15 protein-coding genes and 1 pseudogene are annotated in these 13,776 nt (G+C 65.3%); 2 read left to right on the plus strand and 14 right to left on the minus strand.

The features are described 5' to 3' along the window. Positions 1 to 11: 11 nt before the first annotated feature. Positions 12 to 338, minus strand: a pseudogene (locus ACODSV_RS11725) (heavy-metal-associated domain-containing protein); the annotation flags it as partial. On the opposite strand from ACODSV_RS11725, the gene cadR reads away from it, so the two are divergent. After that, positions 337 to 735, plus strand: a complete 399-nt coding sequence (gene cadR / locus ACODSV_RS11730) for a Cd(II)/Pb(II)-responsive transcriptional regulator (protein ID WP_003098965.1) — start codon at positions 337 to 339, stop codon at positions 733 to 735. The pseudogene ACODSV_RS11725 and the gene cadR overlap by 2 nt on opposite strands. Positions 736 to 802: 67 nt before the next feature. Here cadR and ACODSV_RS11735 read toward each other — a convergent pair whose 3' ends face one another. Together ACODSV_RS11735 and ACODSV_RS11740 are read right to left on the minus strand one after the other, a co-directional pair. Continuing rightward, on the minus strand, positions 803 to 1,177 hold the full coding sequence (locus tag ACODSV_RS11735) for a DUF3703 domain-containing protein (RefSeq protein WP_055312603.1): 375 nt from the start codon (positions 1,175 to 1,177) through the stop codon (positions 803 to 805). 12 nt (positions 1,178 to 1,189) lie between these two features. Beyond that, the gene (locus ACODSV_RS11740; protein WP_014747696.1) at positions 1,190 to 1,399 is read right to left on the minus strand and encodes a sterol desaturase family protein; all 210 of its coding nucleotides are present in this window, start codon (positions 1,397 to 1,399) and stop codon (positions 1,190 to 1,192) included. A 411-nt stretch (positions 1,400 to 1,810) separates the two neighbouring features. On the opposite strand from ACODSV_RS11740, the gene ACODSV_RS11745 reads away from it, so the two are divergent. Beyond that, the gene (locus ACODSV_RS11745; protein WP_003098972.1) at positions 1,811 to 2,446 is read left to right on the plus strand and encodes a cation efflux transmembrane domain-containing protein; all 636 of its coding nucleotides are present in this window, start codon (positions 1,811 to 1,813) and stop codon (positions 2,444 to 2,446) included. A 723-nt stretch (positions 2,447 to 3,169) separates the two neighbouring features. On the opposite strand, the gene ACODSV_RS11750 is transcribed toward ACODSV_RS11745, so the two are convergent. From ACODSV_RS11750 to ACODSV_RS11800, 11 genes are all read right to left on the minus strand, one after another. Then, positions 3,170 to 5,200 (minus strand): DNA topoisomerase III, encoded by a 2,031-nt coding sequence (locus ACODSV_RS11750; protein WP_003116834.1) that lies wholly within the window; start codon positions 5,198 to 5,200, stop codon positions 3,170 to 3,172. 283 nt (positions 5,201 to 5,483) lie between these two features. Continuing rightward, positions 5,484 to 5,924, minus strand: coding sequence for a single-stranded DNA-binding protein (locus tag ACODSV_RS11755; RefSeq protein ID WP_003098976.1), 441 nt, complete (start codon positions 5,922 to 5,924; stop codon positions 5,484 to 5,486). Positions 5,925 to 5,997: 73 nt separating this feature from the next. Continuing rightward, complete coding sequence (locus ACODSV_RS11760; RefSeq protein WP_003098978.1) at positions 5,998 to 6,525, minus strand: DUF3158 family protein; 528 nt, start codon at positions 6,523 to 6,525, stop codon at positions 5,998 to 6,000. Beyond that, positions 6,522 to 7,313, minus strand: coding sequence for a PFL_4669 family integrating conjugative element protein (locus tag ACODSV_RS11765; protein WP_003098981.1), 792 nt, complete (start codon positions 7,311 to 7,313; stop codon positions 6,522 to 6,524). Before ACODSV_RS11765 ends, ACODSV_RS11760 begins: the two co-directional genes overlap by 4 nt. Before the next feature lie 429 nt (positions 7,314 to 7,742). Further along, entirely contained in the window at positions 7,743 to 8,981 is a 1,239-nt protein-coding gene (locus ACODSV_RS11770) for an STY4528 family pathogenicity island replication protein (protein ID WP_003116837.1), read from the minus strand. Between the two features lie 3 nt (positions 8,982 to 8,984). Continuing rightward, positions 8,985 to 9,545: a DUF2857 domain-containing protein gene (locus ACODSV_RS11775; RefSeq protein WP_003090097.1), complete on the minus strand. Its 561-nt coding sequence runs from the start codon at positions 9,543 to 9,545 to the stop codon at positions 8,985 to 8,987. A 14-nt stretch (positions 9,546 to 9,559) separates the two neighbouring features. Next, the gene (locus ACODSV_RS11780) at positions 9,560 to 11,239 is read right to left on the minus strand and encodes a ParB family protein (protein ID WP_004350508.1); all 1,680 of its coding nucleotides are present in this window, start codon (positions 11,237 to 11,239) and stop codon (positions 9,560 to 9,562) included. Then, entirely contained in the window at positions 11,232 to 11,501 is a 270-nt protein-coding gene (locus ACODSV_RS11785; RefSeq protein WP_003050422.1) for a hypothetical protein, read from the minus strand. Before ACODSV_RS11785 ends, ACODSV_RS11780 begins: the two co-directional genes overlap by 8 nt. Next, entirely contained in the window at positions 11,485 to 12,360 is an 876-nt protein-coding gene (locus ACODSV_RS11790; protein ID WP_003098988.1) for a ParA family protein, read from the minus strand. The genes ACODSV_RS11785 and ACODSV_RS11790 overlap by 17 nt, the downstream gene beginning before the upstream one ends. Positions 12,361 to 12,402: 42 nt before the next feature. After that, complete coding sequence (locus ACODSV_RS11795; protein WP_003090093.1) at positions 12,403 to 12,615, minus strand: AlpA family transcriptional regulator; 213 nt, start codon at positions 12,613 to 12,615, stop codon at positions 12,403 to 12,405. 118 nt (positions 12,616 to 12,733) lie between these two features. Next, entirely contained in the window at positions 12,734 to 13,480 is a 747-nt protein-coding gene (locus ACODSV_RS11800; RefSeq protein ID WP_003098991.1) for a hypothetical protein, read from the minus strand. Between the last annotated feature and the right edge of the window lie 296 nt (positions 13,481 to 13,776).

The following is a 13,776-nucleotide window of genomic DNA, read 5'->3' on the forward strand; positions in this document are numbered from 1 at the left end:
TCCAAGGCATCGGCCGAGACTTCGCGGTGCGAAATGGTCAACAAACGCTGCGGAAGATCGAACAGGAGCCGCTCGACACCGGGCATGCCCTCCAGCGTTCGCCGCACCAGTGCTTCCTCATTGCGGCAATCCATGTTGCTCACGTGGAAAACGGTGGTTTCAGTGCTGGCCTGCTCACTGGCGCACGCCGTCTGTTGGCCATTGCCGCCGGAGCAGGCGCATGGGCTGGAAGGTTCTTTGTTCATAGATCGCTCTTCATTGACAAGGTTTTCCCCGGATGCCATCATTAGAAAACCTCTAGTAGATATAGAGTCAAGTTTTTTATAGGAAGCAACCATGATGCGGATCGGTGAACTGGGCAAGAAGGCAGATTGCTTGGTGCAGACCGTGCGCTTTTACGAGTCAGAAGGCTTGCTGCCCGAGCCTGCACGTAGCGAGGGCAACTTCAGGCTCTATGACGAAGTCCATTTGCAGCGCTTGCTGTTCATCCGCCGCTGCCGGGCGAAGGACATGACGCTGGATGAGATCCGTCAACTGCTGAACTTACGGGATCGGCCAGAGTTGGGCTGCGGCGAGGTGAACGCGCTGGTCGACGCTCATATCGCGCAAGTGCGGACCAAGATGAAGGAATTGCGCGCCTTGGAGCGCGAGTTAATGGATCTGCGACGCTCCTGCGATAGCGCCCGAACCTCGCGCGAGTGCGGCATTCTCAACAGCTTGGCCGAGCCCGCCTGAAGCTCGAGCGTGTCATCGGTGCTGGAAGTGATCGGGTCCAGTTCTGAGAGCCACGTGCCGCGCTCCATCATGCGAAAGCGCGCGGTTCTGACGTTTTGAGACGGCGTGCGACCGAGGGCGTGGCCCACAGGAGCCAGCGCGAGCCGGACGACCTGCGCGCCGCAATCTCCGCCACCTTACGGGTTCTCCAGGCCAGACCGAGCATCGCGGCGTGGCTGCGCAGGTGCAGGTGCAGGCCAAGGTAGCAGTGCGCCACGACGCGGCCCGACTCATGGGCACGCCACGCAACTCGCGATCGCTTCGCAAGAAGCCGCAAGGCCCGACTCGCGCAAGAATGCGACGTGGGCAAGATCGTATAGCCAGCAGCGCAAGCGTTTGCCGCTGCTGGCCGGCTCCGGAAGGGATAGACAAGCTGCGGGCCGTAGTCCATTGGAAAGTCCATCTTTCTTGAGTGTCACTCTTTGGCGCCCAGCGTGTGCTTTTGCGACCGGAAAGCGCTGAACAAGTGGCCCCCGGGCATCCAGAAATCGCCGTAGTTGACTTGGGCGTCTTCGTGCTCACGCTTGTGATGCCAGCGATGGGCTTCAGCCACCCCGATCAACAATCCCAACGGCCCGACCCGGTATCCCAGATTGGAGTGCTGGAAGGCCAGATGCACGACCAAGAAGCCGAGCCATGCGCCGACGGCCAACCACAGCTTGGAACGCCGCTACTGGCTCAACGGGGAGTGGAAAGGCCGCCCGCCCTCTAGCAAGGCGGCACAAGCGAGCGCGACGATCACTGTGAGTAGCTCCGTCGGAAAAGACGGCCGGCCGGTCGCGAGCTCGCCGAAGAGCACAACCGCAGTGGCGCCACGGATCAGTGGATAGCAGCCATACCGGATGACAGTCGCAATGAAGGGGGCGCATTGGTGCTCATCTGTTCTGTCCTAAAGCTCTGACTGGATTGGAAAACCTTCTAGCTACGGTAGAGTCAAGGGCGTCCGGGAAGACCCTGTGGCAAGTTCGTTGCATCTGCGCCTTGACTCTCCAGCCGCTACAGGCTTCAGCATCCATCGATTTGGAAGGAACAATGCATGGCTGAAAACCACAGAAATCACGAAAACGACGAGTTGGGCCGCCTAGATGCGAGCGATGCGAAGGACCGAAAGATTCTTCTGACTGTGTTGCTGATCAACCTGACGCAGTCCGCCGCCGGCATTGCCCTTGGCATCTGGGCTGGCTCTACGGCGCTGATGGGCGCCGGGTTGGACAACCTCGCCGATGCGTCGGTCTATGCGGTTAGCCTGTATGCCGTCGGTCGTGCGGCAACGGTCAAGGTGGGCGCGGCCCGCTTGTCGGGTTTCTTGCTAATCGGCCTGGCCGCGCTGCTGCTGTTGGAAGTCCTACGCCGCTTCGCTGGAGGGGAAGAGCCTGTCGGCCCAGCCATGATGGCCATGGCCGCGCTGAACGCGGCTTTGAACCTAGTGTGCCTCAGACTACTGCGCCGCCATCGCGGGGAAGATGTGAACTTCAAGGCGTCAGCGATCTTTACCAGCAACGACTCCATCGTCAATGGTGCGATTGTGCTGTCCGGGGTGCTGGTGATGGGGTTCGGGTCGAACATCCCGGATCTGGTGCTGGGCGTCATCGTGGCCGCAATCGCAGCGAATGGGGGGCGGGAAATCCTGCGCGAAGCATCGGAAACAGCTCGCCGTAAGGCGGGCACATAAGGCATGTTTTCGCCCAGTTCATCCCGAGGTTTACCTCTGCAAAAGAGGTAGTCCAGCCTTTGGGCTACGGCCTCGGCTGCAGCCGAGCGTACCATTGGCGATGGCCGCGCGATAGGCGGGCATGCCGTTCTCGACCTCCGTCTGCCGTACAGCAGCGGTGCGCAAGGTTGAGGGTGCATGTCGTCTCTCCTGTTCGTGTGGCCCAGGCCAATGGCCGGGCCGGGACGTTGATGGGCAGGAGAATGGCGCCGAAGGCCCAACGGCCTTCGGCTCGGGAGAAAAGAGGAACCACCCGTGGGCTGATTGGCAGGCCCGGTCGTCGCTAGAACCGTCTGCTCATCAAGCAATCACACCCGGCCCATGTCGTGGCTGGGGCCGGCATCGTCTGGCGCACATCCGCGCACAAAGGGAGCCCGTTTTTGCACCGGCGGGCACCGGCACCGATTACCGCTGACCACGAAGGGTCTCCCGGTGGCTCGTGCAGCCTGGCAAGCCACCGGGAGACCCTTCGCAGAGGGCGGAAGAAACGCAGATCAACAGAACGCGCGTGGTGCGGCTCGCAGAGAAGCTACCTTCAGGTCCCGCGGCCGGGGACGGCTGGGCGGGACGCGCACACGGATCAAGAAGGCGTTGCGCGCTGGGCGTCCCGCAGGGCATGCGGCGGAGTGCGGGACAGGGGCCACGCCGCCGAAGGCGGGCACGGCTCACGGGGAACGGGGGCGGTCAGGAGCCTTTGCGGCCGCTACGGCGCGGGCGCGAGGCGCCGCGCTTGGAGCTGCCGGATTCGACTGGCAGCGTGCCTTTGCAGTCCGGGTAGCGGCTGCACGACCAGAACGGGCCGCTCTTGCCGCTGCGCTGGCGCGTGGGTGCGCCGCACTGCGGGCATGCCGGCCCTTGGGGAACCTTGATGGACAGGGAGGCGCTGCCGTACTGCGCAATCAACTGCGAAATCCACGCGGCCTGCTTGCCGATGAACACGTCCAGGGTGAGCTGTCCGGCCTCGATCATGTCGAGCGCCTGTTCCCAGACGGCGGTGGTGCCAGGGTCGGCAATCGCCGCAGGCACGGCATCGATCAAAGTGAAAGCCGCATCCGAGGCGCGGATGGCGCGCCCCTTCTTCACGAGGTAGCCGCGAGCGATCAGGCCGCCGATGATGTTGGCCCGCGTCGCTTCGGTGCCGATGCCAACCGTATCCTTGAGCTTCTGCTTCAGGCGGGGATCGGACACCAGCTTGGCGACGCCTTTCATGGACTTGACCAACTCGCCTTGCGTGTACGGTTTGGGCGGCAGCGTCTTGAGTGCCTTGAGATCGACGTCGGCCACCTGGCATGCCAGGCCCTCATACAGTTTCGGCAGCGCGGGCAGCACCTGGGCGCGGACCGCAGTATCGCCCTCGCCATCACCGTCTTCGGCCTGCGGCTCGGCGAGCACCTGGCGCCAACCCGGGATGACAACCTGCTTGCCCGTGGCCGCCAGGTTCTGCCCCCCGCACGAAAACTTGGCCACAGTGCGGTCGAACTCGTGGTGAGGGAGGAACTGCGCCAGGTAATGCGACCGGATGAGCCTGTACACGGCCAGTTCCTTCTCGCTCATGGCGGAGAGCTTCGCCGGTTCGAGCGTCGGGATGATGCCGTGGTGCGCCGTGACCTTGCCATCGTTCCAGGCGCGCGAGCGCTGCGAGCGGTCGAGCTGGCCCATGATCGAGCGCAGCGAGGGATCGGTCTTGAGCAGGCTGTCGAGAACGGTGGGCACTTCGGCAAACATGCTCTCGGGCAGGTAGCCGGAGTCCGAGCGGGGGTACGTCGTGGCCTTGTGCGTCTCGTACAGGGCTTGGGCAATCTCCAAGGTTTCCTGCACGTCCAGCCCAAGCTGCTTGGAACACACTTCCTGCAAGGTGCCCAGGTCGAACGGCAGCGGCGGGCCTTCGCGGACACGCTCAGTCTCCACCGACACGACGTGGGCACTGCCCGCAGCGCGGATCTGCTGCATGGTCTGCTGTGCGACCGGCTGCCGCAGGCAGCGGCCTGCGTCGTCGGTGCACGCATCGGGTGGAACCCATTGCGCGGCGAAAGTCGAACCGCCTGCGAACAGGGACACGGCGATGGCCCAGTATGGTACGGACACGAAGCGCGCGATCTCGCGGTCGCGGTCCACAACGAGCTTGAGCGTCGGGGTCTGTACGCGGCCGACCGACAGCACGCCGTCGTAACCCGCCTGTCGCCCCAGCACCGTGAACAGCCGGCTCAGGTTCATGCCCACGAGCCAATCCGCACGGGAGCGCGCCAGCGCCGAGTGGTACATCGAAAGCGTCTCGGCCGAAGGCCGCAGCTTGCCCAGTGCCGCCCGAATGGACGCATCGTTGAGCGCCGACAGCCACAGGCGTTCGATGGGGCCGCGGTAGCCGCAAAGCTCCACGATCTCGCGGGCGATCAATTCGCCCTCGCGGTCGGCATCGGTGGCGATAACCAGGTGAGTCGCCTTCGCCAAGAGCGCCTTGACGACCTTGAATTGCGTGGCGGTCTTCGGTTTGACCTCGACCCGCCAGTGCTGGGGAATGATGGGCAACTGCTCAACGGACCATCGTTTGAGCTGCTCGTCGTAGGCCTCGGGCGGCGCCGCCTCCACGAGATGGCCGATGCACCAGGTGACCGTGACGCCGGAACCGTTGAGGCAGCCTTCACCGCGCTGCGTGGCGCCGAGAATCCGGCCAATGTCTTTGCCCTGGGAGGGCTTCTCGCACAAGAACAGCCGCATATCCGTCCATCCCGATTCCTGTTGTTCATGGAGTTGCTGGGATCGAGGATGCCGAGCGCAGCCCCTGGCAGCAGCAAACAAGCCGCATGCGGCAGCGACCGCTTTCACGCCGATGAAATGGCGAGTGCGGGGAAGGTGCGTGGCCGGAAGTGTGCGGGCCGAGAGCCGCGATTTCCGGGAGCGCGCGTGGAACTCGGTGGACGTTGGTGGAGCTATCCCCTGGGGATAATTCGCAGCGCATGGAGGGCGGCGAAGCACTGCGGCAGCCGCCCTCCATGCCCGATCACTTCCTGCGCTTGGTCTCTTTCGGCGCCGTCGATTCCTGGGTGGCCTGGGGCTTCGGCTCTGCCTCCTGTGGCTTCGGGCTGAGGGCCACAGACTCGATGCGGTACGGCAGGATGCCGACACTGCGCGCGTTGACCTGCCAAGTCTCACGCGGCTGATCTTCGTTGTCCGTCCAGGGGTCGCGCTCCATGCGGCCGACGACCAGCACCCGCATGCCCTTCTGGTAGAGCTGCTGCCAGCGGTCGGCGTCGTGGTGCCAGAGTTCCACCGGCGCCCAGAAGCCGCCGCGGTCCTCGAACTCGCCGCCCTTGGTGGGGACGGGGTTGTCGAAGTACACGTTCAGCCGGAGCAACCGGCGAGGATCGTCGTTGCCATTGGGGAATTCGCGGTACTCGGGAGGCGATCCGATGTTGCCCTCGCCGATGAATTGTGTGCTCATGTTGGAATCTCCGTGGTGGTTGAAATACCCGTGCCTCGTTGGGCTCGGGCGCGTGCTCGGATGGCAGGCGCAATCACCGATCGCGCACTGCGGCAGGAACGGACGCGAGCCGGCGCAGGTAGGTGTTGTCCGCCTGCGCGGCCTTGCTGGCGCATTCCTGTGCTTGCCTGCCCAGGGTGTGCAGCAGGCTGATCTGCATGTTCAGCATGACGCGCTGCAGTTCGATCTCGTGCAGGTCGTGCAGCAGGTTGACCGGCGTGCTGGGGCTCGCCATCAGCTCCTGCCACAACGCCACGCCCATGGCCGATCGATCGTGCTTGCGCCAGCGAAGAAAGGTCGTGCCTGCGCCAGTGGTCTGCTGGGCCAGCTCGACGGGAAGCAGGTGGAAGGGATGCCCGCACGCCTGTGGCAGCACCTGTCGCTGCGCCAGGGCAATCAACTCGTCGCGCATGGCGAAGCACTGGCTGGCCCAGGCCTCGAAGTCCCCTTTACCTTTAAAAGGCTTTAAAAGGCCTTTTAGAGAGGCCGCGTGTTCCAGCCGCATGAAGGCTGGCTGTTCCAGACGACGGAAGTAGCGCGGTTCGCGGTTCGGGTCGCTCATGCCGGTTCGTCCTCGCCGGCGGCTGTGGACTTGGCCTCGGCCGAATCGGCGGCAGCGCCTTCGTCGGTGGGAGATGCGGCTGCGGCAGCGCTATCACCACGCTGTTGCAGACCACGGCGCACGACGGGCGGCGCAAACTTCGAGCGGCGCATGCCTTCGAGCACGTCCTGCGGCAGTTCGCCGAACTTCTCCAATGCTGCCCGAGCTGCGGCGTTCTTGGCCGCGAAGTCGTCGCGGGTGCAGCCCGAGTAGCGGTATTGCTGGGCCAGGCTGAACAGGCTGCGCAGCGCGTGGGCACCTTCGTTGAGCCAGCGCTCCAACGTCGAGCGATCGATCAGCGCGGTGTGGTGGGCGAGGATCAGCTTGCGCGCGATGTCGTCGTAGTCGGCCAGGAGATAGACGGCGGCAAAGCCCAACTGCGCATTGACGAACAGCGGAAGCTTGACGGGCTGCACGTTGAGGTTCTCGCCCAGGGTCAACGCGGCGGGCACGCCGGCCAGGGCCTGGTCCACCTGGTCGCGCAGCGTCTGCAGCGTGGTCCTGGTCTGGTCGAGCTTGTCTTCGATGCGAAGCATCCACCAGTCGCTGTATGGGTCGTCCTGCTCCGAGCCGCGCTTCATCTTGTTCATGACGGCGATGTAGCCGTTCAGGCCGACGATGCCCGGTCGCCCCTCGGCGGCGGCGCGGCCATGCCAGATGCGCGAGGCGTGGTGGGTGTGCAGCGTCAGCGACATCGCGCTGCGCAGGGAGCCGAGGTTGAGTTGCAATGGTTCGTTGCTGGTTGCCATGGTGATCGCTCGCTGGTGGACAGGGAGCCGCCAGCATCCGCATGCAGCGGAAGGCAGTCAGTCAACAAACCGAAATGAGCCGACCCCCGGTTCTGTGCGCGCTGGCGGCGCAGCGCGCAACGGTCCCCTGGGGACCGCTCCGCAGATGGGCACTCACATCGGCGTTCCCGTCCTCGGTTGTTGACGGTATGCGTGCTGCACCGCACGTCGCGCTGCCGTTCGACACGATCCTTCGCCGCGCAGCCGTCCCCAGGGGACCGTTCCGTTGAGCGCCATGGAGGTCTGCTTCATGGTCTTGCATGCGCTCTACTCAGGTTTTGCGCAGCATGTCGCGCCGTCGCCCGGCGCTTCACCGCACAGCCGTCCCCAGGGGACCGTTTCTGCCGACCGCCATGGAGATCTACTTCACGGCTTTGACAAGCCCTGTGCTCAGGATTTGCGCAGCAGATCGCGCAGGCGCTCGATGTGCTGCCGGGCCACCTCGGGCGGCACGACGTTGCGCGGCGGCTCGGTTGGTGGCGCTCGCGCCGCCGATGGTGTTGGCGGTGCCGGGCCGGTCTGCTTGGCCCAGGCATTGAACTCGCCGCGCATGGCGCGCTGGATGATGCCGAACAGATAACCGGCGGGGTTGCGGATGCCATGCTTGCCGCACCGTGCGGCCCATTCGTCCAGCACGGCCTGCCGCAGGGCAGCGTCCACCTGCTGCAACGCCATCTTGGCTCCGGCCTGCTGTTCCGCCTTCAGTTCCGCGAAGCGCTTGGGCCATTGCAGGTCGCCCAGCGCACGCGCCTGCGCGGTAGTACGTACTTCATCAATACGACTACTACGTACTGTACGGTCCTGCTTCGAATTCCGAAGAGCGCCGTCTGGCGCGGGTTTCGGCCCTGCTTCGGATTCCGAAGATGGGCGATCGCCATTCCGAAGAAGGCTCGCGGGCCCTTCTTCGGAATCGTGGACCGCATCCTCCTGTGGATAACTTTCGGAGGCGGTGATGCCCTGGTCGGCCAGGCGCTCGGCGAGCACTTGCAGCCGCGACGGCAAGGTGCGTCCGGACAGCATCGGGTCGTCCGCGATCTCCTGGAGGGTGTTGAGTCCCACCACCTGGACGGCCTTGGCCGAATGCCCCAGCGACTGGCTGACCAGGGCCAGGTAGTCGGCGTCGAGTTGCATCGCCTCGAACGGCGTCAGCGGTTCGTCGTGCAGGACGTAGAGGTTGCCGAGGATGCGACCGGTCTTGGGGTCGCGCCGTCGTCGCACGAGGCTCAGCCAGCGCGTCAGGCGCAGCAGCGTCAGCGCCCGCGCCACGGTCTCATGGGAGGCCTGGCCTGCGCAGGGCATCGACGCCAGCCAGGGGCGCAACTGCTCATAGGTGGGAAATGCCGTGACGCCATCGTCGTTGAGCATCAATCGGAACACCTGCCAGGCGTTGCGCTCCAGCGGTGTCAGGCGGCGGTCGAGGAACAGCCGCCGCGGCACGCTCTCGTGCCGATTGCCACTGAACAGGAAGGCGTCGCCGGACGTAGGAGGCGTGGGCGTTGGAGCAGGCAGGGACGCGGGAGCGCCAGAGCTGGACTTGGGCGCGAGGTCCTTCAGCGCAGCGTCGAACAGGTCGGCGAGTGCGATGGGGCCAGGGCGCTGGGCTCGTGGGGCGGTGTCGTCCACGGCCATGGCCTAGCCCAATCCCTGATCGACCCAGTTCCTGATCGCGGCCCAGACCACCGAGAGCGGCAGCGACATGCCCTCGGCCAGGTCCATGGCCGCATCGAGAATCGAGGTCTCGTCCTCCAGATCGACGTTCCTGCTGCTGGTCACGGCTTTCCATTGCCGCCACAGTTCGGTGTCCTGGGTCTCGTCCAGGACGGGGTGGCGCCCCTTGCGCTTGGGCAGGCCGAGGATCTCCCGCCGCAGGGCGACTTCCTGATGGGTCAGGCCATAGAAGCGGCTGACCATCTCCGTGCTGGCCCCCAGCCGCAGCATGCGATCGACCGTGGCGATTTCCTTCTCCACGTCCTGTGCCTGGTTGAGCAGGCGCTGCAGCACTTCGCGGTTGACCGTGACCGAGCACCACGAGACGCTGGCGTTGGCCAGCACGCTGATCAGCGCGGGGTGCTTGAGCGCATCCAGCTCGGCCTCGCCGAAGCCCATGGCCTTGCAGCGGCGCAGTTGGCCGTTGCGAAGGTCATACAGCGCCTGGGCAATCACGGCCTGGTTGAGCGGATGCGATGTGGACATGCGGCCTCCCTCGCTCACGTCCCGGGCGCCGTGGTGCCGGCTTCCAGGTCCAGCAGACGCCGGGCGAGGCGCAGCAGCCGAAAGAGCTTGACCAACGCCGTGTCGCTCAAGCGCCTTGCGCCGCTGCCATGGCCTTGGCTCTGGCCGTGCAACAGGGTCGGCAGGTCGGCGGCGAGCTGCGCGCCGTCCAGGCCCGCTTCGGCGACGGGCTGACCCGTCAGGGAAGTGAGCAGCGTCAGCACCGCGCGGCCGAGCGGCGACGGGGCTTGGCCGCGGGCGCGGCACGCAAACCCGATGCCATCGGCGCGATCCTCGATGCACTCGTCCAGGCCTGCCTCCCCGGCGATCTCGCGCGCGAACTGCGCGATGTGGATGCGCAGCCGATCGGGCGTGTCCAGGCCGGCGTCGATGTACCAGACGTCGGAGATCGGATAGAGTCCGCCGGCTTGCACCGGGATGGACTGCAGCACGCTCGCCGAGAAGTCGGGCGGCAGCGCATCGCCCAACTGGTCGGCGACCATGCGCTGGATCGATTGGAGCCGTTCTGTCGTCGGTGCTGGCGAGACGATGTGCTCGCGAAGCAGATCGCCCGGTGCGGCCGGCTGGCTTCCCGTGGCCGCTTCGCCAACCGCCGTGTCGTCGTGGCGCAAGGTGGGCTCGGACGCCGGAGGGCTGGCGGGTGGAGGACCGGCCGCCGCTGCAGGCGTGGCGATGGACGATGCTGCGCCCGGCGGAGTCGGCGTGCCGGCGGTGGGCGAAGGCAACGCCGGCTGCGCCGCAGGTGGCGTCGGGTCACTGACCAGCGCCCGGTGGCGGCTTTCCGATTCGGTCAGGTCCAGCGCCAGCACGTCGTAGCCGATGCCCAGCAGCTCGGACATCTGGCCGATCAGCTCGTCTTGCACGCGCTGCGGCGCGAACTCGTCGCCCTGCGTGTCGAACTGCGCCAGCACCTCCTGAAAGAAACTGTCGAAGTCCAGCGGCAGCGAACGGTCCTTGGCGTAGTGCTCCCAGGTGCGTTTGCAGGCCGTGCGCATGACCGACAGCCGCTCGACCTGGTGGCGCCCCAGGCCGCCATAGAGCACAGTGGGAATGGCGGGCAGCAGGTAGCGCACCGCGTCGGCCATGCGGGTGATGTGCGACCGCTGGACGGGGAAGCCATCGGCCGCCAGGCGGCGGGCCAGTTCCGACTGGCTCAGGGCGGCGCCGCTCTCCTGCTCGTAGAACTCCCGTGCTTTCTCGACGCCGAGCGCGCGCTCGATGAACGTGAGGCCGCCGCGCAGTTCGTTCTCGGCAAGATGCCCGGTCAGCGCGACGATTTCACCGCGCTCCGGCCATGGTCGGAACAGGCACGATATGCGGAAGAAGCGTTCTTCCTTGGTCTCCGACCAGAGTTCGCGCAGGATCGCCAGTCGCGTGTTGCCGCCGTTGCGGATGATGTAGTGGTCCTCGCCGGGCCTGCGCGTGATGGCCGGCGCCGCGTCCAGGCCGCGCTCGCGGATGGATGCCTTGATTTCCTCGTAAGCCGGGTTGCGCTTCATGCGCGGGTCATGGTCGTAGGGCCGCAACTGGTCCAGCGTCACGACCATGGGCGTGTCCGCGATCGGGTCGCTCAAGGCCGTAGCCGCTGGGCCGCTGCGCTCGAAGCCGGCCGCGAGCAGCTTGCCTGCCATGTCCTGCGAGGTCATGTCAGCCATGGCCGCACCCCTCGCAGTCCCCACGACCGCCGGCCGGCGCCATGCGGGCCTCTCGCTCGGCGCGGCGGATCTGCGCACGGGCGTTCAATTCGGCCCGGTGGTCACTCGCTGTCGAACTCGTGTAGATCGCCGCGCAGCCGGCCTTGGTGAACTTGAGGTGCCCGCCCGGCGTGCGCTTGACGTGCCAGCCCTCACCGACCGCGAACTCGATCAGGGCGCGCAGCCGCTTGTGGCCGCGGGCCAGCTCATGTGCGTTCGCCATGGGGCCTCCCAGGATCAAGAGGTCGCTGCGGGCGGCCGGATACTTGAGCCAGTCGGTCCTGCCATTGCGGGAACAACTCGCTGGCGAGCGCGCGCATCGTGTCGAGCGCGGCAGGGGCGACTCTGCCGGGCGGCTGGCGGTGCTCGACCCGATGCACCGGCAGGCCGCGCGTTGCGGCACGTGGATACGCTTCTATGGCCGGCACGTCGGTGGCGAGCACGCGGATGCCGGCGCTGTCCTGGAACAGGTCGCGCAAGGCCTGCTGGATCAGCCGTGCGTTGGCGGACACCGGGTGGACGCGGTTGATGAGCAAGTGCAGCGGCGGCGGTTCGATGCCCAGGTGCCGGTACGGCGCAATGTCTTCGAGCAACTGCATGGTGCCGCGCCGCAGCTCGCGTGCCGCGAGGATCTCCGGCGTGACGGGCGACAGCGCGAGATCGGAGGCGAGCACCGCCATCTCCAGCAGCACGGAACGCGCGCCCTGGGTGTCGATCAGCACCAGGTCGTAGAGGGGAGCAAGTGCTGGCAGCAGATGCCGCAACCGCAGGCGGCCATCCGGCGCATGCAGCAACAACGTGTTCAGCTCGCCCCGGTGGTCGTCGGACAGCACCAGGTCCAGGCCCGCGATGATCGTGCGGGACACGAGCTGGCCAAGGTCGCGCTCGTTGAAGGCCAACAGCTCATAGATGCCGCCCGGCGCGCGCTGGGTCAGTTCGTAGTAGGAGGACAAGGTGGGCTGCACGTCGAGATCGAGCAGCAGCACGCGCAGGCCCGCGTCCGCGGCGAGCCCGCCCAGGTTGGCGGCCGTCGTGGTCTTGCCGACGCCGCCCTTCGTTGAAATGATGGACACGACCTGCATGGCGCTCTCCGGCTGGGAATGGGAAGTCCGCGGGAGAGCGGGTCAGGTCCGGTGGTTGAGGCGCTCGGCGATCCACTGGTCGATTTCGATCGAATCCCAGCCGACAGCGCGCACGCCCAGGCGCAGCGCCTGAGGGAACTGGCGCTTCTTCATCAGGTTGTAGATGTGGGCGCGTTTGAAGCCGGACTTCGCTTCGACTTCATCGAGCCGCAGGATGCGGCGCTCGTTCGGCGGGAGTACAGGGGTCTGCGACATGGCGGTCACTCCTGAACGCTCGGTGGCGTTTGTTGGCGTGACCTCTATTCAATAGACCTGGCTGCGGAAAGACATTGCAAATGCAATCTCCGCGATTGCACATACAAGCTGGATAACCTCATGCGCTTGCGCTACGAACGTACCTCTTAGCGTTGGCGAACTTTCCGTTTAAGGTGCGCTCAGTGATGCCCATGGTGCCGCCGTAGTGGGCGACCAATGCAGAGACAAGGGCCTCCTGCGTTTTGAAGCTGGAATAGGGCACGCCTGAAGGCGACTGGCTCAGCATCAGCGTCAACATCCCTCCAATGATGTTGAGATAGGTCGTTTCCGCCCGTTCGCTGATCTCGCATTGCTTGGATGCCAACAGCACCGAGGATTGCTTGAGTAGCGTGTCGTGCTGCTCCTGCAGTTCTCGCATCTCACGTCGGGCTTGTTCAAGCGCGGCCTGAAGGGCCAGCCGCTCCACGAGGATCGCCTGTCCTGTTTCCATGGTGATGAAAGGATGCGCCATGCGTTCGCCACGGCTGAACAGAAATCCTGGCCGGTGCTCGGGATAGTGGGTGCGCATCCAGCGTTTTAGATCGACATGGCGAACAGTCAGATCCAGAGAATTGAGCAGGTTCGGATCATTGAGCGTGATCCCGTTCTTGCCGTAGGGCAGCTCTCCGTTGAGGATGCCGTCATAGATACGTTCCGAGTGCAGCCGGCACTCATTCCATCGAGGGCAGTTCAGCGACCGAGGCAGGACACGCGGTGACGCGATCGTGGCCAGGATCATCGGGAGATACCGCAGCAACCCAGCCCATCGGATGGCCGCCTCGATGGGACGATAGAACACCTTTGATGTTGAAATGTCCTTGTGCATGTCTTCGTCTCCTTTCGGGTGCGCTACATCACCGGCTCCTTTCTTGCCCAAGGGCTGTTGTGTCGTTATGGCCTGCGACGGACGCTTGAGGCGATGCCCTAAGCGAAGGCGGAGGAGGCCATTGGCGTCCGCCGCAGGTGGCCTTGTCTTGCTTGATATGCAAGAATCGATCAGTTGCCGGCCCATCGAGCGATGAGGACGCAAGCTCGATATTGGCGCTCACGGTACCAGCGTCATAGGTGGCGCAAAGCCCATCAAGACCGATTTGGTATGGTCTGATATCCAGACGGTTCAAG

This window comes from Pseudomonas sp. FG86 (assembly GCF_057808775.1).

Bases quoted from the DNA above. Each gene is read 5' to 3' on its own strand.
- ACODSV_RS11780 (WP_004350508.1), bottom strand. From the start codon at position 11,239: ATGGCTGACATGACCTCGCAGGACATGGCAGGCAAGCTGCTCGCGGCC.
- ACODSV_RS11770 (WP_003116837.1), bottom strand. From the start codon at position 8,981: ATGGCCGTGGACGACACCGCCCCACGAGCCCAGCGCCCTGGCCCCATC.
- ACODSV_RS11745 (WP_003098972.1), top strand. From the start codon at position 1,811: ATGGCTGAAAACCACAGAAATCACGAAAACGACGAGTTGGGCCGCCTA.
- cadR (WP_003098965.1), top strand. From the start codon at position 337: ATGATGCGGATCGGTGAACTGGGCAAGAAGGCAGATTGCTTGGTGCAG.
- ACODSV_RS11765 (WP_003098981.1), bottom strand. From the start codon at position 7,313: ATGGCAACCAGCAACGAACCATTGCAACTCAACCTCGGCTCCCTGCGC.
- ACODSV_RS11795 (WP_003090093.1), bottom strand. From the start codon at position 12,615: ATGTCGCAGACCCCTGTACTCCCGCCGAACGAGCGCCGCATCCTGCGG.
- ACODSV_RS11760 (WP_003098978.1), bottom strand. From the start codon at position 6,525: ATGAGCGACCCGAACCGCGAACCGCGCTACTTCCGTCGTCTGGAACAG.
- ACODSV_RS11755 (WP_003098976.1), bottom strand. From the start codon at position 5,924: ATGAGCACACAATTCATCGGCGAGGGCAACATCGGATCGCCTCCCGAG.
- ACODSV_RS11750 (WP_003116834.1), bottom strand. From the start codon at position 5,200: ATGCGGCTGTTCTTGTGCGAGAAGCCCTCCCAGGGCAAAGACATTGGC.
- ACODSV_RS11790 (WP_003098988.1), bottom strand. From the start codon at position 12,360: ATGCAGGTCGTGTCCATCATTTCAACGAAGGGCGGCGTCGGCAAGACC.
- ACODSV_RS11800 (WP_003098991.1), bottom strand. From the start codon at position 13,480: ATGCACAAGGACATTTCAACATCAAAGGTGTTCTATCGTCCCATCGAG.
- ACODSV_RS11735 (WP_055312603.1), bottom strand. From the start codon at position 1,177: ATGGACTTTCCAATGGACTACGGCCCGCAGCTTGTCTATCCCTTCCGG.
- ACODSV_RS11785 (WP_003050422.1), bottom strand. From the start codon at position 11,501: ATGGCGAACGCACATGAGCTGGCCCGCGGCCACAAGCGGCTGCGCGCC.
- ACODSV_RS11775 (WP_003090097.1), bottom strand. From the start codon at position 9,545: ATGTCCACATCGCATCCGCTCAACCAGGCCGTGATTGCCCAGGCGCTG.